This window comes from Citrobacter sp. Cu096 (assembly GCF_030332285.1).
In the GTDB taxonomy this organism is placed as follows: Bacteria; Pseudomonadota; Gammaproteobacteria; order Enterobacterales; family Enterobacteriaceae; genus Citrobacter; species Citrobacter meridianamericanus.
In genome coordinates this window covers 184,310-202,427 of the sequence record NZ_JAOWID010000019.1, presented here as the reverse complement: position 1 = coordinate 202,427, position 18,118 = coordinate 184,310, and the positions used below count along the sequence as shown (strand labels likewise).

General features: G+C 53.6%; 16 protein-coding genes, 1 tRNA gene and 1 other RNA gene. 12 read left to right on the top strand and 6 right to left on the bottom strand.

The genetic code is table 11. From position 1 onward, the window contains the following. Positions 1-45: 45 nt before the first annotated feature. From OGX99_RS05000 to OGX99_RS04985, 4 genes are all read right to left on the bottom strand, one after another. Positions 46-984, bottom strand: coding sequence for a sugar kinase (locus OGX99_RS05000; RefSeq protein WP_210904162.1), 939 nt, complete (start codon positions 982-984; stop codon positions 46-48). A gap of 3 nt (positions 985-987) precedes the next feature. Continuing rightward, complete coding sequence (locus tag OGX99_RS04995; protein WP_286542832.1) at positions 988-1,737, bottom strand: sugar phosphate isomerase/epimerase family protein; 750 nt, start codon at positions 1,735-1,737, stop codon at positions 988-990. 99 nt (positions 1,738-1,836) lie between these two features. Beyond that, positions 1,837-2,853 carry a LacI family DNA-binding transcriptional regulator gene (locus tag OGX99_RS04990; RefSeq protein WP_210904164.1) on the bottom strand — a complete coding sequence of 339 codons (1,017 nt, stop codon included), beginning with the start codon at positions 2,851-2,853 and terminating at the stop codon, positions 1,837-1,839. Between the two features lie 101 nt (positions 2,854-2,954). After that, positions 2,955-3,617, bottom strand: a complete 663-nt coding sequence (locus tag OGX99_RS04985; protein ID WP_151216934.1) for an OmpA family lipoprotein — start codon at positions 3,615-3,617, stop codon at positions 2,955-2,957. Positions 3,618-3,776: 159 nt separating this feature from the next. Between OGX99_RS04985 and OGX99_RS04980 the strand changes: the two genes are divergently transcribed. Next, on the top strand, positions 3,777-6,110 hold the full coding sequence (locus OGX99_RS04980; RefSeq protein ID WP_252838550.1) for a molybdopterin guanine dinucleotide-containing S/N-oxide reductase: 2,334 nt from the start codon (positions 3,777-3,779) through the stop codon (positions 6,108-6,110). Here OGX99_RS04980 and OGX99_RS04975 read toward each other — a convergent pair. Further along, on the bottom strand, positions 6,079-6,519 hold the full coding sequence (locus tag OGX99_RS04975; protein ID WP_151216932.1) for an N-acetyltransferase: 441 nt from the start codon (positions 6,517-6,519) through the stop codon (positions 6,079-6,081). The genes OGX99_RS04980 and OGX99_RS04975 overlap by 32 nt on opposite strands. Further along, complete coding sequence (gene tag / locus OGX99_RS04970; protein WP_151216931.1) at positions 6,509-7,078, bottom strand: DNA-3-methyladenine glycosylase I; 570 nt, start codon at positions 7,076-7,078, stop codon at positions 6,509-6,511. The genes OGX99_RS04975 and tag overlap by 11 nt, the downstream gene beginning before the upstream one ends. A gap of 157 nt (positions 7,079-7,235) precedes the next feature. Here tag and OGX99_RS04965 point away from each other — a divergent pair, with 157 nt between their 5' ends. The 11 genes from OGX99_RS04965 (at position 7,236) to dppF (ending at position 17,992) form a co-directional block, all read left to right on the top strand. Next, entirely contained in the window at positions 7,236-7,937 is a 702-nt protein-coding gene (locus OGX99_RS04965) for an autotransporter outer membrane beta-barrel domain-containing protein (protein WP_151223981.1), read from the top strand. 252 nt (positions 7,938-8,189) lie between these two features. Then, entirely contained in the window at positions 8,190-9,392 is a 1,203-nt protein-coding gene (locus OGX99_RS04960) for an L-lactate MFS transporter (protein WP_151223980.1), read from the top strand. 213 nt (positions 9,393-9,605) lie between these two features. After that, positions 9,606-11,300 (top strand): kdo(2)-lipid A phosphoethanolamine 7''-transferase, encoded by a 1,695-nt coding sequence (gene eptB, locus OGX99_RS04955; protein WP_187253843.1) that lies wholly within the window; start codon positions 9,606-9,608, stop codon positions 11,298-11,300. Between the two features lie 91 nt (positions 11,301-11,391). Continuing rightward, positions 11,392-11,468: transfer RNA gene (locus OGX99_RS04950), tRNA-Pro, on the top strand. Positions 11,469-11,499: 31 nt separating this feature from the next. Then, a non-coding RNA gene (locus OGX99_RS04945) (RtT sRNA) lies at positions 11,500-11,633 on the top strand. 512 nt (positions 11,634-12,145) lie between these two features. Next, positions 12,146-12,382, top strand: coding sequence for a hypothetical protein (locus tag OGX99_RS04940; RefSeq protein WP_127674029.1), 237 nt, complete (start codon positions 12,146-12,148; stop codon positions 12,380-12,382). Further along, positions 12,297-13,904 (top strand): dipeptide ABC transporter periplasmic-binding protein DppA, encoded by a 1,608-nt coding sequence (gene dppA / locus OGX99_RS04935; RefSeq protein ID WP_151216927.1) that lies wholly within the window; start codon positions 12,297-12,299, stop codon positions 13,902-13,904. The genes OGX99_RS04940 and dppA overlap by 86 nt, the downstream gene beginning before the upstream one ends. Before the next feature lie 161 nt (positions 13,905-14,065). Next, positions 14,066-15,085 (top strand): dipeptide ABC transporter permease DppB, encoded by a 1,020-nt coding sequence (dppB, locus tag OGX99_RS04930; RefSeq protein ID WP_151216926.1) that lies wholly within the window; start codon positions 14,066-14,068, stop codon positions 15,083-15,085. Between the two features lie 9 nt (positions 15,086-15,094). Then, entirely contained in the window at positions 15,095-15,997 is a 903-nt protein-coding gene (dppC, locus tag OGX99_RS04925) for a dipeptide ABC transporter permease DppC (protein ID WP_003837734.1), read from the top strand. A gap of 10 nt (positions 15,998-16,007) precedes the next feature. Continuing rightward, complete coding sequence (gene dppD, locus OGX99_RS04920) at positions 16,008-16,991, top strand: dipeptide ABC transporter ATP-binding protein (protein ID WP_187253842.1); 984 nt, start codon at positions 16,008-16,010, stop codon at positions 16,989-16,991. Beyond that, positions 16,988-17,992, top strand: coding sequence for a dipeptide ABC transporter ATP-binding subunit DppF (gene dppF / locus OGX99_RS04915; RefSeq protein WP_003024319.1), 1,005 nt, complete (start codon positions 16,988-16,990; stop codon positions 17,990-17,992). The genes dppD and dppF overlap by 4 nt, the downstream gene beginning before the upstream one ends. Positions 17,993-18,118: the final 126 nt, after the last annotated feature.

Below are 18,118 nucleotides of genomic sequence, written 5' to 3'. Positions count from 1 at the left end.
CGCCGCCTCTGAATGTAGGGTACAGAGACAGAGTTGGTCGGGAATTTATTCCCCTAATTGTTCACGTGTGGGTAATCCTTCGCTGTCGCCCTGAACCTGAATGGCCAGTGCGCCAATTTTATTGCCACGAGTCACCGCCTGATGCAGCGAACGCCCTTCCAGCAGGGCACTGATAACGCCAACGGCAAAGCCATCGCCTGCGCCGACCGTATCGACTACGTTGTCGACTTTTACCGGTGCGACGCAGCCTTGTTCGCCGCTGGCGGTTTTGTACCAGGCACCATCAGCCCCGGTTTTGATAATCACGGCCTTCACCCCATGGCGCAGATAAAAGTCGGAGATGGCTTCAGGCGTCTGCTGACCGGTTAAAATCATGCCCTCTTTTAACCCAGGTAAAACCCAGTCAGCCTGGAACGCCAAACGGTTCAGTTTTTCCACCATTTCAGCTTCGCTTTTCCACAGCACTGGGCGTAAATTCGGGTCGAACGAGATGCTCTTCCCTTGCGCTTTCAGTGTGCGGGCGGTATGGGCTAACAGTTCATAAGAGCTGGCAGAAAGCGCAGCCGCTACGCCGCTCAGGTGCAGGTGGCGTGCGCTGGCGAAGTAAGCTTCGTGATAATCCTCAATGCTGAGGTGGCTGGCAGCAGAACCTTTGCGGAAGTATTCCACAATGGGATCGGTTCCATTTTCGACCTTAGATTTAAGCTGAAAGCCGGTAGCGTAACGGCCATCCCGGGTGACTCCCTGCGCATCAATCCCTTCTTTTTCCAGCGACTTAACGATAAAACGGCCAAAACTGTCGTTGCCAACGCGGCTTACCCAACCGACCTTCAGGCCCAGCCGGGCAAGACCGGTCGCCACATTGAGTTCAGCGCCAGCAACGCGCTTGATAAACTGCTCCACATCCGCCAGTTCGCCGGTTTGCGTGGCGACAAACATCGCCATCGCTTCACCAATCGTTACCACATCCAATGAATTTTTCATGCGTTACTCCTTGCGTAACAGCTCGACGTAATGGCGGGTAATCGCCGTCAAATCCTGCCCTTCCAGGGGAAACTCAATGCCGCGTGGGACATCGCCGGGCAGCGTTTTCAACAGCGCCAGCCAGCGCGGATCGGCTGCATCAGGCGGCACGGCACGGTAGCTATCGCGATGCGTCACTGCGGCTTTGACATGGATATACCCAACGGTTGACGCCAGTTTCTGCGCCGCCAGTTCCGGGGAGTCGCCCACCCACAGCCAGTTGCCCATATCGAAGGTCAGAGATATCGGCAGATTCTGCGTCTGGCAGGCCTGGTTAAAGCGCTGCATCGGCTGCAGGCGTCCGCAGGTTGTCTGATCGTTTTCGACAACCAGTTCCATTCCGCTGTTGTCCAGCCATTCACGTAAAACGTTGAACTGTTCGGTATGGGAGAAATGACCGAGGGAGACTTTTAGCCACAGCGCCTGAAGGGTCTGCGCTTCTTCGAGTAACGCGGGAAGTCGGGGATTGAGGCTACCGTCCTTAAGGAACAGTGACTCAGGGGCTGAGTAACAGGCCAGCAGGCCGAAAATTTCGATAGCAGAGGCCATCGTGGACAGCGTGTGCAGCTCGGCATCGGTCAGCAACTCGCGGCGAATTTCGACGCCGTCAGCACCGGCTTCGGCAATAATAGGCAACATTGCCGTTTGCCCGCCTGCGATCCGTACCTGGTCGTGGCCGTAGGCGGCAGTGACCACCATAATTTTTCTTTTCATGGAAACTCCAGACTAGCGTTCTTGCTATAACGCTAGATGGAACCGGTTCCAAAGAAAAGTTAATGATGTCGAATTTATGATCACCATCACGAAGGAAATTTAACGGGCGGTAGAGCCGCGAACGATCAGTTCGCCGGAGAAGACCTGTTCCTGAATGGCAGCAGAGCCGCCATCGATCCGGCGTACAACCTGCTCAACGGCGGTGTAGCCAATCTGCCATGTGGGTTGTTTCAACGTGGTAATACCAACGCCCGCCAGTTCGGCCCATTCCAGTTCGTCAAAACCGAGTAGACCGATATCGCTGCCCCAGTTAAGGCCAATGCGCTTCAGGGCGCGGGCAACCTGCAGCGTGAGGGCGCCGTTGGCTGAGATAACGGCTTTGCGCATTCCCCGATGCTGCTGGTGAAACTGGCGCAGTGTGTCATCCAGTTGTGTATTGTCCGTTAGTAGGACTTCGGCATTTTGCGCGATAACGCCGGGGTACTGTGCGAGGGTGGCGCGAAAAGCGCTCAGGCGCTCGCGGCGGGTATTCACCATGCCCAGCGGTTCGCTGAGGAACAAAATGGCTTCAAAACCTTGCTCAACCAGATGTTCCGTGGCAACCGTTGCCGCCTGGGTGTTATCCAGCCCGACCATATCACAGGCGAAATCCGGAATTTTGCGATCAATCAGCACCATTGGCAGAGCAGACTGCTGCAGGCGGTTTAGCCCTTCTTCGCGCATCCCTACGGCGTTGACCACAATCCCTTCGACCTGGTAACTGCGCAGCAGGTCGAGATAATGCAACTCCTGATCCACTTCGTTGTTGGTGTTGCACACCAGTGGAGTAAAGCCTTTATCGCGACAGGCGGCTTCAATACCGCTTAGCACGTTGACGGAGTAGGGATTAGTAATATCGGCGATGATCAGGCCAATCAGACGGGTACGACCGTGTTTAAGGCCTCTTGCCATCAGGCTGGGACGATAATCGAGATCGGCAATAGCTTGTTCAATGCGGGCCAATAGCGCGTCGGAAAGCAGGTGCTTTTCACCGTTGAGATAGCGTGAAATGCTGGTCTTGCCGGTTTTTGCGGCTTTCGCCACATCGCTGATGGTTGCCCTTGTTGATTTGCTCATCGCTGATTTCCCTGACTTTGGTGTGAACACCTTAACGCGAAAATCAACGATGGCAAGTGCTACATGCCGGATTGGGCACTGCCAGTATCCGGCACAAAACGTTACTGGAGAGGGCTTAAGGTAATCTCTACGCGACGGTTCTGCGCTTTACCTTCCGCCGTGCTGTTGCTGGCGATCGGATTTGACGGACCCATACCCTGAGTGCGGATACGGTTAGCTGCAACTCCTTGAGTGATCAGGGCGCTGGCCACGGAGTCCGCGCGTTGCTGCGACAGACGCATATTCAGATCCTGGCTGCCAGTGCTGTCGGTGAAGCCCAGCACGTTGACGGCGGTTTTATTGTACTCTTTCAGTACCATTGCCACGCCGGTCAGGGTGTTGGCACCAGCAGGTTTCAGGTTGGCGCTGCTGCTGTCGAAGGTGACGTTATTCGGCATATTCAGAATGATGTTATCGCCACTACGCGTCACGCTGACGCCCGTTCCCTGCATTTTGTCGCGCAGTTTGGCTTCCTGCACGTCCATGTAATAACCGACACCGCCGCCAACGGCCGCACCCGCCGCCGCGCCAATTAGTGCGCCTTTGCCGCGATCTTTCTTCGAAGAAGAGAGTGCGCCAATGCCCGCGCCGACCAGAGAACCAATACCCGCGCCAATGCCGGATTTACCCGCTTCACGTTCGCCGGTGTAAGGGTTTGTTGTGCAGCCAGAAACCGCCAGGGCGCCGCTCACGATGGCAGCAATAACAAAAACACGTTTCTTCATCTTAATTCCTTAATGACTTTTTCTTCTTTGCCACAGCGACCGTGGCGGTTGATTATGACGTGTGAACATGAAGAAAATTCCAGGGAAGACTCTGAAATTTGTAAGTAACATTGAACGGCATAATAAATAAGCCGTTACATCGCATTCAGGAGCGCCATCTTGGCTAATTCACCCGCACATTACTCGGTGTTAACCGCCGCCCACTGGGGACCTGTTCTCGTCGAAACCGATGGAGAGACGGTTTTCTCCTCGCGTGGCGCGCTGCCCACTTCCCATCCCAACTCTTTGCAAACCGTGGTGCATAACCAGGTGCACAGTAAAACGCGGGTACGTTTTCCAATGGTGCGTAAAGGCTTTCTCGCCTCGCCGGAGGACCCGCAGGGCGTGCGCGGGCAGGATGAATTTGTTCGCATCAGTTGGGACGAGGCACTGAATCTTATCCATACGCAGCATAAACGTATCCGTGACAGCTACGGCCCGGCCTCGATTTTTGCCGGTTCCTATGGCTGGCGCTCTAACGGCGTGTTACACAAAGCGGCAACTCTGCTACAGCGTTATATGGCGCTGGCAGGCGGTTATACCGGGCATCTGGGGGATTATTCGACGGGGGCTGCGCAGGCCATCATGCCTTACGTGGTGGGCGGTAACGAAGTTTACCAGCAGCAAACCAGCTGGCCTGTGGTATTGGAGAACAGCGAGGTGGTGGTGTTATGGAGCGCTAATCCGCTGAATACCCTGAAGATCGCCTGGAATGCCTCCGACGAACAGGGTCTTACTTACTTTGAGGCTTTGCGCGACAGCGGCAAACGTTTGATCTGTATCGATCCGATGCGATCGGAAAGCGTCGAATTCTTTGGCGATAAGATGGAATGGGTTGCCCCGCATATGGGGACCGACGTGGCGCTGATGTTGGGCATCGCGCATACGCTGGTGGAAAACGATTGGCACGATGTCGATTTTCTCGCCCGGTGTACGACGGGATATGACCTTTTCTCGGATTATCTACTGGGTAAATCTGACGATGTTGCGAAAACGGCGGAGTGGGCGGCTAAAATTTGTGGTGTTCCGGCAGCAAAAATACGTGAACTCGCGGCGATATTTCATCAAAATACTACCATGCTGATGGCGGGATGGGGCATGCAGCGTCAGCAGTATGGCGAGCAGAAACACTGGATGATCGTTACCCTGGCCGCCATGCTTGGGCAGATTGGGACGCCAGGCGGTGGTTTTGGTCTATCGTACCATTTTGCCAATGGCGGGAACCCGACGCGCCGTGCTGCGGTGCTGGCTTCAATGCAGGGCAGCGTTAAAGGCGGCACCGATGCAGTGGATAAAATCCCGGTGGCGCGGATAGTCGAAGCGCTGGAAAACCCGGGTGGTTTTTACCAGCATAACGGTATGGATCGCCATTTCCCGGATATCCGGATGCTGTGGTGGGCGGGCGGTGCCAACTTCACGCATCATCAGGATACCAACCGTCTGATTCGCGCCTGGCAAAAACCGGAGCTGGTGGTTATCTCGGAATGTTTCTGGACCGCCGCAGCGAAGCATGCCGATATCGTGCTGCCAGCGACCACTTCTTTTGAGCGCAATGATTTGACCATGACTGGCGATTACAGCAACCAGCACCTGGTGCCGATGAAGCAGGTCGTCCCGCCGCAGTATGAAGCGCGAAATGATTATGATGTTTTTGCCGAACTGAGTGAACGCTGGGAAGAGGGCGGTTATGAGCGATTCACCGAAGGCAAAAGCGAGCTGGAATGGCTGGAGACGTTTTACAATATTGCCGGGCAGCGTGGGGCCAGCCAGCAGGTGACGTTGCCGCCATTCTCCTTGTTTTGGCAGCAAAATGCGCTGATTGAAATGCCGGAAAACGCCACCAGCGCGCAGTTTATCCGTTTCGCGGATTTTCGCCGCGACCCGCAGGCGCATCCGCTGAAAACGGACAGCGGCAAAATTGAAATCTACTCCGCGAAGATTGCCGGTTACGGCTATGCGGATTGTGCGGGCCACCCGATGTGGCTGGAGCCGGATGAATGGTTCGGTAACGCCGAGCCGGATCAGTTACAGCTGCTTTCCGCGCATCCGGCGCACCGTTTGCACAGCCAGCTTAACTACAGCGCGTTGCGTGAGCAGTATGCAGTAGCGGATCGTGAGCCGGTAACGATTCATCCGCAGGATGCCAACGCGCGCGGCATTGCTGATGGCGACACGGTCAGGGTGTGGAATCAACGTGGACACGTTCTGGCGGGGGCCGTGGTGACGGAAGGCATCAAACCTGGCGTCATCTGTATTCATGAAGGTGCCTGGCCTGATTTGGAGCCGACAGCTGACGGTATTTGTAAAAATGGCGCCGTCAACGTGCTGACCAAAGATCTCCCCAGCTCGAAGCTGGGGAATGGCTGCGCGGGCAACACTGCGCTGGTGTGGCTCGAAAAATACAGCGGACCGAACCTGGCGCTTACTGCGTTTGATCCGCCTGCCAGCCCATAATCCACGTAGGATGGTGAGTCTCCTCCTGCCATGCGCCGTCTTCAATGCGAAAACCGAGCGCATGGTAGAAGTTCACCGCTGATTGATTCTTCTGGTACACCTCGAGGCTGAGTAACGAAAAGCGCTGCTGCACATGGTGTACCAGCGCTTTGCCGATCCCGCTTCTGATGGCGGTAGGTGCGACAAACAGGGCGCCGAGGAAGCGGTCGTCAATGACGCTGACAAAACCTTTGAGCGCACCTTCTTCTTCCCACACCCAGGTTTGTGCGGCGGGCAGGTAAACATCCCGCACGATGGATTCACTTTCGCGCCAGTAACGTTCTTCGATAAACGGATGAGCATGGATCGTGCTTTCCATCCACAGCGCCAGAATTGACGGTAGATCATCAGCCTTTGATTCACGAATCATGTTGTTCTCCCGGGTAACAGATGCAGCTGGTGACATGGTCGTTGACCAGTCCGCACGCCTGCATAAAGGAGTAACAGATGGTGGTGCCGACAAACTTAAACCCGCGTTTTTTTAACGCCTTAGATAGCGCATCTGACGCAGGCGTTGAGGTGGGAATATCGCTCAGGTTGGCGGCGCGGGTCACTTGCGGTTGGTGATCAACAAATGACCAGACGAACTCGCTAAATGACTCTCCGTCTTGCGTCATCGTTTGGTAAGCGCGCGCGTTGCCAATAATGGCCTGAATTTTTCCGCGATGGCGAATTATGCCGGCATCCAGTACCAGCCTTTCCACGTCCTCTTCAGTCATGGCCGCCACTTTTTCCGGGTCAAAATGGTGAAAGGCGTGGCGATAGTTTTCCCGTTTCTTCAGTACGGTAATCCACGATAGCCCTGCCTGCTGGCCTTCGAGGCAGATCATTTCGAACAGCTTTTTGCCATCGGTTTCCGGGACGCCCCATTCCTTGTCGTGGTAGGCAATGTAAAGTGGATCCTGACTGACCCATCCGCAACGCTGCATATTCTTCCTCGCTGTTTTTACTGGCGTAAAAATTTCATTCGGCCCGCCTTGACGCGCCAGCTAAAAAGACAATATTTAATATAAGGCCTTCAGGCCCAAATACTTCACACAATGACAATAATATCGCCGAATTCGGCTCTTTTCTGGAGTCGCGTTGATGCTTATAAGAAACAGTAGTGGTCGTCAGAGGTTAACTCTGGCGAGCGTTGTAGTTTGTGCGCTGTCCATCAATACAGCATATGGCTGGCAACAAGAATATATCGTTGATGCAATGTCAGGGCATACGGCTGAACGTTATACATGGGACAGCGATCACCAACCGCGTTATAACGATATTTTGGAAGAACGTATTCGCTCCACTCAAAACGTGGCGGGTCCCGTGGTGAATCTGGTCGATGATACGCCAATGGATGCAACCAGCGGCATGAGTATGGGCTGGAACTTCCCGCTCTCAAGGCAAGTTACGACCGGTCCGGTTGCGGCACTGCATTATGACGGTTCGACCACCTCTACTTATAATGAATTTGGCGATAGTGCGACGTCGGTAACGCAGACCGATCCGCTGTGGCATGCCAGCGTCAGCACGTTAGGCTGGCGCGTCAATTCGCAGTTCGGCGATGTGCGACCGTGGGCGCAAATCAGCTATAACCAGCAGTTTGGCGAAAATATCTGGAAAGCGCAGTCGGGCCTCAGCCGCATGACGGCGGTGGGTCAGGACGGTAACTGGGTGGATGTTACTGTGGGTGCGGATATGCTGTTGAACCCGCACATGGCGGCTTACGCGGCGCTCTCGCAGGCGGAAAATAGTGCCAACAACAGCGACTATATGTACACCATGGGAGTAAGCGCCAAATTTTAACGCGAAAAAATCATCAAATAAACATCTTGATTACATGTTGATATCAACAATTATACGCATCTCAGCGATAGTGTGTACTAACTCATGCGATAAAATTCAGTAACCGGACTTTTTGTCTCGTCATTCATTCCGCATTCCAGGCAGTTCATTCCATCCTGGCGGCATTTCATGCCATTTTCCCCTGGCTATAAAAGCGCTTCGGTATGGTTGTTGGCAGAGAATTTCCCATTTTGTTTATGCAGGAAGACTGCCATGAAAACTTCTGATTATCAACGTACCCGCTGGCTGACACTGATCGGCACCATCATTACTCAATTTGCCTTAGGTTCTGTTTATACCTGGAGCCTGTTTAACGGTGCGCTCTCTTCTAAGCTTGATGCGCCAGTGAGCCAGGTAGCATTTTCCTTTGGTTTGCTGAGCCTTGGGCTGGCGATTTCCTCTTCCGTCGCCGGGAAGTTGCAGGAACGTTTTGGCGTGAAGCGCGTCACCATGGCGTCCGGTATTTTACTCGGCGTTGGCTTCTTCTTAACCGCCCATTCTGACAGCCTGATTATGCTGTGGTTGAGCGCCGGCGTGCTGGTTGGTCTGGCGGATGGTGCGGGCTATCTGTTAACACTTTCCAACTGCGTAAAATGGTTCCCGGAGCGTAAGGGACTGATTTCTGCGTTCGCCATCGGTTCTTATGGCCTTGGCAGCCTCGGTTTTAAATTTATCGACAGCCAACTTTTGAGCACCGTGGGTCTGGAAAAAACTTTCATGATTTGGGGCGCGATTGTGCTGGTGATGATCGTCTTTGGCTCCACGCTGATGAAAGATGCGCCGAATCAGGAAGTGAAGGCCAAAAATGGCGTAATGGAGAACGACTACACGTTGGCGCAGTCCATGCGTAAACCGCAGTACTGGATGCTGGCCGTGATGTTTCTGACGGCGTGTATGAGCGGGCTGTACGTAATTGGCGTGGCAAAAGATATCGCACAAAGTCTGGCAAATATGGATGTGGCAACGGCGGCAAACGCGGTGACCGTGATTTCTATCGCTAACCTGTCTGGTCGTCTGGTTCTGGGTATTCTGTCCGATAAAATCTCCCGTATTCGCGTTATCACTATTGGTCAGGTCGTTTCGCTGGTGGGTATGGCCGCACTGTTGTTCGCGCCGCTGAATGACATAACCTTCTTTACCGCAATTGCCTGTGTTGCCTTCAACTTTGGTGGCACTATCACCGTGTTCCCATCACTGGTCAGCGAGTTTTTCGGGTTGAATAACCTGGCGAAAAACTACGGTGTTATCTACCTTGGTTTTGGTATCGGCAGTATTTGTGGCTCGATTATCGCTTCGCTGTTTGGCGGTTTCTATGTCACCTTCTGCGTTATCTTTGCGCTGTTAATCATCTCGCTGGCGCTTTCTACCACTATTCGTCAGCCGCAGCGTAGCGTCTATACCGAGGCACACGCCTGAATCTATTAGTGGTTTGATTAATACCCGGCGCATATATTTACAAAAATATATGCGCCCTTTGCATTCTCTATAAGCACTTTTCTTCCCTCCTGTGGTCTACTTACCTGCGCTGTAGAATTGTCTTATTATCTGCACTTGTCGCACTTTTCCCCTGTAGGGTCTGACAGGCCTTTACACAGGGTGTTTTTATCCCTTGTTCCAGGGTTTGTTTGCATGAGATATATCAAATCGATGACGCAGCAGAAGCTGAGTTTCTTGCTCGCGATCTATATCGGTCTCTTTATGAATTGCGCTGTGTTTTTCCGCCGCTTTAGCGGATATGCGCACGAGTTTACCGTCTGGAAAGGACTTTCTGCGGTTGTTGAATTAGCAGGCACTGTGCTGGTGACCTTCTTTTTACTCCGTATTCTCTCTTTATTTGGCCGACGAGTCTGGCGTGTACTGGCAACGTTTGTGGTGCTCTGTTCTGCCGGTGCCAGCTATTACATGACCTTCCTGAACGTGGTCATTGGCTACGGTATTATTGCCTCGGTTATGACTACCGATATTGATTTATCAAAAGAAGTTGTCGGCTGGCATTTTATCGCGTGGCTGGTTTCAGTCAGTATTATCCCATTGGTGCTGATTTGGAGTAACCGCTGTCGTTATACCCTGATGAGGCAGATTCGTACGCCAGGCATGAGATGGCGTAGCGTGGCGGCGGTTTTATTGGCTGGCCTGATGGTGTGGGTGCCCATTCGTCTGCTCAGCATGCAACAGAAAAGCGTTGAGCGTGAAACAGGCATTGATTTACCCAGCTACGGTGGGGTCGTTGCGAACTCCTATTTGCCGTCTAACTGGCTCTCTGCGCTGGGTTTGTACGCTTGGGCACAGGTGGATGAATCTTCAGACAACAAATCGTTGATGAACCCGGCGAAGAAGTTTACGTATGTTGCGCCCAAAAACCTCGACGACACTTATGTGGTCTTTATTATCGGCGAAACGACTCGCTGGGATCATATGGGGATTTTTGGTTATGAACGAAATACCACGCCAAGGCTCGCCCAGGAGAAAAATCTGGCCGCATTCCGTGGATACTCTTGTGACACTGCGACCAAACTTTCGCTGCGCTGTATGTTTGTGCGCGAAGGTGGGGCGGAAGAAAACCCTCAGCGTACTCTGAAAGAACAAAACGTCTTTTCCGTGCTCGGTCAGTTAGGGTTCAAGACAGACCTCTACGCAATGCAAAGTGAGATGTGGTTCTACAGCAATACCATGGCGGAGAACATCGCCTACCGTGAGCAGATTGGCGCTGAGCCGCGTAACCGTGGCAAAAACGTTGACGATATGCTGCTGATTAATGAGATGCAGCAATCTTTACAGAAGACTGATGATGGTGAAAAGCGTCTGATTATTCTGCACACCAAAGGCTCGCACTTTAACTACACCCAGCGTTACACCCGTGAATATGCACAGTGGAAGCCGGAGTGTGTCAACGTAGATAGTGGCTGCTCGAAAGAGGAGATGATTAACTCATTTGATAATTCGGTAACCTACGTTGATCACTTTATTACTCAGGTGTTTGATCAGCTGCGCGATAAGAAAGCGATCGTGTTCTACGCCGCCGATCACGGCGAGTCGATTAATGAACGGGAGCACCTGCACGGTACACCGCGTAAAATGGCGCCGCCAGAGCAGTTCCGCGTTCCTATGATGGTGTGGATGTCAGACAAATATCTGGAAGACCCTGACCATGCGAAGGCGTTTGCGCACCTGAAGCAAGAAGCTGAGATGAAGGTGCCGCGTCGTCATGTGGAACTGTACGATACCGTTCTGGGTTGCCTCGGTTATACCTCGCCAAATGGCGGTATTAACGAGAATAACAACTGGTGCCGTATCCCGGATGGGGAGAAAGCAGCGGCCCAGTAACAGGCCTGCTGACTTTCTCGCCGATCGAATGGCATTTTGTTACTAAGGGATTGACGGGCGCGCGGCTGAGCAGTAAGATGCGCCCCGCATTCGGTGATTGGCGCAGCCTGGTAGCGCACTTCGTTCGGGACGAAGGGGTCGGAGGTTCGAATCCTCTATCACCGACCAAATTTAAAACCCTGCTCAACGAGCAGGGTTTTTTGTTTTATAGCCTGAGAGGATGAGAACCTCCGGGGTTAAGAGGTTCGACTCGAGCGTAGCGAGAGAACGTTGCGTAAGCAACGGCCCGCAGGGCGAGCCACGCAGTGGCGAGTAATCCTCTATCACCGACTAAATTTGAAACCCTGCTCAACGAGCAGGGTTTTTTGCTTTATAGCCCGAGAGGATGAGAACCTCCGGGGGAAGAAGTACCGCTCTCACCGACCTAAATTGACCTTCCTTTTATCTGTAAAAATTGTGCACCACTTCCCACTGACTGTTAACGATTCTGTGACATATTCCATTGCCTTTTTTTATGTTTGCATGAAACTTTTTTTGCGCTACTTATGGCTGACGCTGGCATTTTCCGCTGTGCGTTTTAACGTTCATGGCATTAATCGCTCAGATATGCAGCATTCATTGGGGAAATTTGAATAAATTGCATAAATGTTAATCACTAAATGTTGAGAAGTATGAAGATGTTTATTCTGGCATAGTGCGCGTAGCACAAATTTCCCTGCTGAAAATACCCGCTTGCACTTTTTTTAATCTTTGTCTGCCAATTCTCACCGTTGGTGCAAATCGCGGCTACCTGTATTGACGTTTTCACATTCTGTTGACAGATTGTAGGGCATGAGGGGCATTTCATGGAGAATCCGCACTGCAACTCAGTCGCTTATGTGAACGGAATCCCCATCCTCTTAACGCTGACCCGGCCGGGTAAAAAACAAAAAAGGCCAGGCGGTGCAAACCCACTGCAAAGGGTAAAACAACAAACATCACATTTGGAGCAGAAGAATGAGTATTTCCTTGAAGAAGTCAGGGATGCTGAAGCTTGGTCTGAGCCTGGTGGCTATGACCGTCGCAGCAAGCGTACAGGCTAAAACTCTGGTTTATTGTTCAGAAGGATCTCCTGAAGGCTTTAACCCACAGCTTTTCACCTCTGGTACCACCTATGATGCCAGCTCCGTGCCGATCTATAATCGCCTGGTCGAGTTCAAAACCGGTACAACTGAAGTGGTCCCGGGCCTTGCTGAGAAGTGGGAAATCAGCGAAGACGGTAAAACCTATACCTTCCACCTGCGTCAGGGCGTGAAGTGGCAGGACAACAAAGATTTTAAACCGACGCGCGATTTAAACGCTGATGACGTGGTGTTCTCTTTCGATCGTCAGAAAAATGCCCAGAATCCGTACCACAAAGTGTCTGGCGGCAGCTATGAATACTTCGAAGGGATGGGGCTGCCAGACCTGATCTCCGAAGTGAAAAAAGTGGATGATAAAACGGTTCAGTTCGTGCTGACTCGCCCGGAAGCACCATTCCTGGCTGACCTGGCTATGGACTTCGCTTCTATTCTTTCCAAAGAATATGCAGACAACATGCTGAAAGCCGGTTCCCCGGAGAAAGTGGATCTGAACCCAATCGGTACCGGTCCGTTCCAGCTGCAGCAGTACCAGAAAGACTCCCGTATTCTGTATAAAGCATTCGAAGGTTACTGGGGCACTAAGCCTAAAATCGACCGTCTGGTCTTCTCCATTACGCCTGACGCTTCCGTGCGTTACGCAAAACTGCAGAAGAACGAGTGCCAGGTAATGCCGTACCCGAACCCGGCTGACATCGCGCGCATGAAGCAGGATAAAAATATCAACCTGATGGAGCAGGCTGGTCTGAACGTTGGCTACCTCTCTTTCAACACAGAGAAGAAACCGTTTGATGACGTGAAAGTCCGCCAGGCGCTGACCTACGCGGTTAACAAAGAAGCGATCATTAAAGCGGTTTATCAGGGCGCTGGCGTCGCCGCGAAGAACCTGATCCCGCCGACCATGTGGGGCTATAACGACGACGTTAAGGACTACACCTACGATCCTGAGAAAGCCAAAGCGCTGTTGAAGGAAGCCGGTCAGGACAAAGGCTTTACCGTTGAACTGTGGGCGATGCCGGTACAGCGTCCTTACAACCCGAACGCGCGCCGTATGGCGGAAATGGTTCAGGCTGACTGGGCGAAAATTGGCGTTCAGGCCAAGATTGTGACCTATGAGTGGGGCGAGTACCTGAAACGCGCCAAAGCGGGTGAGCATCAGGCCGTGATGATGGGCTGGACCGGTGACAACGGGGATCCGGACAACTTCTTCGCCACCCTGTTCAGCTGTGCGGCAGCGAAAGACGGTTCTAACTATTCTCGCTGGTGCTACAAGCCGTTTGAAGACCTGATCCAACCGGCGCGAGCGACCGACGATCACAACAAACGTATTGAACTGTACAAGCAAGCTCAGGTTGTTATGCACGATCAGGCCCCGGCTCTGATTGTTGCTCACTCCACCGTGTATGAACCAGTGCGTAAAGAAGTAAAAGGCTATGTGGTTGATCCATTAGGCAAACACCACTTCGAAAACGTCTCTGTCGAATAATTAAAAGCAAGCCAGGCAGCGCTACGGACCGTTAAGTCGGGTCACCGTAGCGCCACCTGACAGTAATGCTTTATCTCCCTCTCGTTGGAGGGGGAGATAAGATTTGTGAGCAATACAGACTCACGGTTCCAGGCCGTGCGTCATTAGAGAGAATCCGGGTTATGTTGCAGTTCATTCTCCGACGTTTGGGACTCGTCATCCCCACGTTTATCGGTATCACTCTTCTCACCTTTGCCTTTGTCCATATGATCCCCGGCGATCCGGTAATGATCATGGCGGGTGAACGTGGAATCTCCCCTGAGCGTCATGCTCAACTGCTGGCTGAACTCGGTCTGGACAAACCGATGTGGCAACAGTACCTCCACTATATCTGGGGGGTTATGCATGGTGATTTAGGTATTTCGCTGAAAAGCCGCTTACCGGTGTGGGAAGAGTTCGTACCTCGCTTCAAAGCGACGCTGGAACTCGGCGTCTGCGCGATGATTTTCGCCGTCGCAGTAGGTATTCCGGTGGGTGTTCTCGCTGCCGTCAAGCGCGGCTCCATTTTCGATCATACTGCCGTTGGCCTTGCGCTGACCGGTTACTCCATGCCGATCTTTTGGTGGGGCATGATGCTGATCATGCTGGTTTCCGTACAGTGGAACCTGACGCCAGTTTCCGGTCGGGTGAGCGACATGGTGTTCCTTGATGATTCCAACCCCCTGACCGGTTTTATGCTGATCGACACCGCTATCTGGGGTGAACAGGGCAACTTCATCGATGCGCTGGCGCATATGGTCCTGCCGGCAATGGTACTGGGCACTATACCTTTGGCGGTCATTGTGCGTATGACCCGTTCATCGATGCTGGAAGTGCTGGGTGAGGATTACATTCGTACCGCGCGCGCCAAGGGCCTGACCCGGATGCGCGTCATCATCATTCATGCTCTGCGCAACGCCATGCTGCCCGTTGTGACCGTTATCGGCCTGCAGGTCGGTACATTGCTGGCCGGGGCGATCCTGACTGAGACCATTTTCTCGTGGCCGGGTCTGGGGCGCTGGCTGATCGATGCGCTGCAACGCCGCGATTATCCGGTAGTGCAGGGCGGGGTATTACTGGTCGCGACGATGATTATCCTCGTCAACCTACTGGTAGACCTGCTGTACGGCGTGGTGAACCCGCGTATTCGGCATAAGAAGTAAGGGGCCATCATGTCACAGGTTACTGAAAATAAAGTTATTGCTGCACCGGTGCCCATGACCCCGCTGCAGGAGTTCTGGCACTATTTTAAACGCAACAAAGGCGCGGTTGTTGGGCTGGTGTATGTGGTGGTGATGATCCTGATTGCGGTCTTTGCCAACGTTCTCGCGCCGTACAACCCGGCCGACCAGTTCCGCGATACGCTGCTGGCTCCGCCTGCATGGCAGGAAGGCGGTTCCATGGCGCATCTGTTTGGTACTGATGATGTGGGCCGCGATGTGCTGTCCCGCCTGATGTACGGTGCGCGTCTGTCGCTGCTGGTTGGCTGTCTGGTGGTGGTGCTCTCCCTGCTGATGGGCGTGGTTCTCGGGCTTATCGCCGGTTATTTTGGCGGGATTGTCGATAACGTCATCATGCGTGTGGTTGATATTATGCTGGCGCTGCCGAGCCTGTTACTGGCGCTGGTGCTGGTGGCGGTATTTGGTCCCTCGATTGGCAACGCCGCGCTGGCGCTGACGTTCGTGGCATTGCCGCACTATGTGCGTCTGACGCGCGCCGCCGTACTGGTGGAGGTTAACCGCGACTATGTCACCGCATCCCGCGTGGCGGGCGCCGGTGCGATGCGCCAGATGTTCGTCAACATTCTTCCTAACTGTCTTGCGCCGCTGATTGTTCAGGCGTCGCTTGGCTTCTCGAACGCCATTCTCGATATGGCTGCCCTCGGCTTCCTGGGGATGGGCGCACAGCCGCCGACGCCGGAGTGGGGCACCATGCTCTCTGACGTGCTGCAGTTCGCTCAAAGTGCCTGGTGGGTCGTGACCTTCCCGGGGCTGGCGATCCTGCTGACGGTACTGGCATTTAACCTGATGGGTGACGGTCTGCGTGACGCGCTCGATCCCAAACTGAAGCAGTAAGAGGTTCGAGATGGCGTTATTAAATGTAGATAAATTATCGGTGCACTTCGGTGATGTGGGTTCAGAATTCCGTGCCGTGGACCGCATTAGCTACAGTGTGAACCAGGGTGAAGTGGTTGGCATTGTTGGGGAATCTGGTTCTGGTAAGTCCGTCAGCTCGTTGGCAATTATGGGACTGATTGACTACCCCGGCCGCGTTATGGCTGAAAATCTGGAGTTTAATGGTCGCGACCTGAAGCGCATCTCTGAGAATGAGCGCCGCCAGCTGGTGGGGGCGGAAGTGGCAATGATCTTCCAGGACCCGATGACCAGCCTTAATCCCTGCTACACCGTTGGCTACCAGATTATGGAAGCCATCAAGGTGCACCAGGGCGGCAATAAAAAAACGCGTATTCAGCGGGCGATCGACCTGTTGACGCTGGTGGGGATCCCCGATCCGGCCTCGCGCCTGGATGTCTATCCGCACCAGTTGTCCGGTGGGATGAGCCAGCGCGTGATGATCGCCATGGCGATTGCCTGTCGTCCGAAGCTGCTGATTGCCGATGAACCGACAACGGCGCTGGATGTGACTATTCAGGCGCAGATCATCGAGCTGCTGCTGGAACTGCAGCAAAAAGAGAACATGGCGTTGGTCTTGATTACCCACGATCTGGCGCTGGTGGCCGAAGCGGCGCACAAAATCATCGTGATGTACGCCGGGCAGGTCGTGGAAACCGGGGCCGCGCAGGATATTTTCCGTGCGCCGCGCCATCCGTATACCCAGGCGTTGCTGCGAGCGTTGCCGGAGTTTGCTCAGGACAAAGCGCGTCTGGCCTCGTTGCCGGGCGTGGTACCAGGTAAATATGACCGTCCGAACGGCTGTTTACTGAACCCGCGCTGTCCCTATGCGACCGACAAATGCCGCGCTGAAGAACCTGAACTGAACCTGCTGGAAGGCGGTCGTCAGTCGAAATGCCACTACCCACTTGATGATGCCGGGAGGCCTGGGCTATGAGTACGCAAAAGGCCGCCGCGCAACAGCCGCTGTTGCAGGCAATTGACCTGAAAAAACACTACCCGGTGAAGAAGGGCATGTTCGCCCCGGAACGCCTGGTGAAAGCGCTGGATGGTGTTTCCTTTACCCTGGAGCGCGGTAAAACGCTGGCGGTGGTAGGTGAGTCGGGCTGTGGAAAATCCACGCTTGGCCGTCTGCTGACGATGATTGAAATCCCGACCGGCGGTGAGCTGTATTACCAGGGACAGGATTTGCTTAAGCACGACCCGCAGGCGCAGAAGCTGCGTCGGCAGAAAATCCAGATAGTATTCCAGAACCCATACGGTTCCCTGAACCCTCGTAAGAAAGTCGGGCAGATTCTGGAAGAGCCGTTGCTGATCAACTCCACGCTCAGCAAAGAGGAGCGTCGTGAAAAAGCGCTGGCGATGATGGCGAAAGTGGGGCTGAAAACCGAGCACTACGACCGCTATCCGCATATGTTTTCCGGCGGCCAGCGTCAGCGTATCGCCATTGCCCGCGGTTTGATGCTTGACCCGGATGTGGTGATTGCCGACGAACCGGTCTCGGCGCTGGACGTTTCCGTACGTGCGCAGGTGCTGAACCTGATGATGGACTTGCAACAGGAACTGGGGCTGTCATACGTCTTTATCTCGCACGACCTGTCGGTGGTAGAGCACATTGCCGATGAAGTGATGGTGATGTATTTAGGCCGCTGCGTGGAAAAAGGAACCAAGGATCAGATCTTCAATAATCCACGGCATCCGTACACTCAGGCGCTGCTCTCCGCAACGCCGCGTCTGAACCCCGACGATCGCCGCGAGCGTATCAAGCTGACCGGTGAGCTGCCAAGCCCGCTGAATCCGCCACCAGGTTGCGCGTTCAACGCCCGTTGCCGTCGTCGCTTTGGTCCGTGTACTCAGCTTCAGCCACAGTTAAAAGACTATGGCGGTCAATTGGTAGCTTGTTTCGCCGTTGACCAGGATGAAAACCCACAGCAATAAACGTGGGTTATGACCCAATAACCGGAGCCTTGTGCTCCGGTTTTTTTATATTTTGTTTTTCCGTCCACAATGTGAGTCCTATAGCAGAACATTATTCCGCAGCGTATAAAATGTAGTCAGATTTCC

Excerpts from the sequence above, each read along its gene's own strand:
- OGX99_RS05000 (WP_210904162.1), bottom strand. The coding sequence starts at position 984 with ATGAAAAATTCATTGGATGTGGTAACGATTGGTGAAGCGATGGCGATG.
- OGX99_RS04995 (WP_286542832.1), bottom strand. The coding sequence starts at position 1,737 with ATGAAAAGAAAAATTATGGTGGTCACTGCCGCCTACGGCCACGACCAG.
- OGX99_RS04990 (WP_210904164.1), bottom strand. The coding sequence starts at position 2,853 with ATGAGCAAATCAACAAGGGCAACCATCAGCGATGTGGCGAAAGCCGCA.
- OGX99_RS04985 (WP_151216934.1), bottom strand. The coding sequence starts at position 3,617 with ATGAAGAAACGTGTTTTTGTTATTGCTGCCATCGTGAGCGGCGCCCTG.
- OGX99_RS04975 (WP_151216932.1), bottom strand. The coding sequence starts at position 6,519 with ATGATTCGTGAATCAAAGGCTGATGATCTACCGTCAATTCTGGCGCTG.
- tag (WP_151216931.1), bottom strand. The coding sequence starts at position 7,078 with ATGCAGCGTTGCGGATGGGTCAGTCAGGATCCACTTTACATTGCCTAC.
- OGX99_RS04965 (WP_151223981.1), top strand. The coding sequence starts at position 7,236 with ATGCTTATAAGAAACAGTAGTGGTCGTCAGAGGTTAACTCTGGCGAGC.
- OGX99_RS04960 (WP_151223980.1), top strand. The coding sequence starts at position 8,190 with ATGAAAACTTCTGATTATCAACGTACCCGCTGGCTGACACTGATCGGC.
- eptB (WP_187253843.1), top strand. The coding sequence starts at position 9,606 with ATGAGATATATCAAATCGATGACGCAGCAGAAGCTGAGTTTCTTGCTC.
- OGX99_RS04940 (WP_127674029.1), top strand. The coding sequence starts at position 12,146 with ATGGAGAATCCGCACTGCAACTCAGTCGCTTATGTGAACGGAATCCCC.
- dppA (WP_151216927.1), top strand. The coding sequence starts at position 12,297 with ATGAGTATTTCCTTGAAGAAGTCAGGGATGCTGAAGCTTGGTCTGAGC.
- dppB (WP_151216926.1), top strand. The coding sequence starts at position 14,066 with ATGTTGCAGTTCATTCTCCGACGTTTGGGACTCGTCATCCCCACGTTT.
- dppC (WP_003837734.1), top strand. The coding sequence starts at position 15,095 with ATGTCACAGGTTACTGAAAATAAAGTTATTGCTGCACCGGTGCCCATG.
- dppD (WP_187253842.1), top strand. The coding sequence starts at position 16,008 with ATGGCGTTATTAAATGTAGATAAATTATCGGTGCACTTCGGTGATGTG.
- dppF (WP_003024319.1), top strand. The coding sequence starts at position 16,988 with ATGAGTACGCAAAAGGCCGCCGCGCAACAGCCGCTGTTGCAGGCAATT.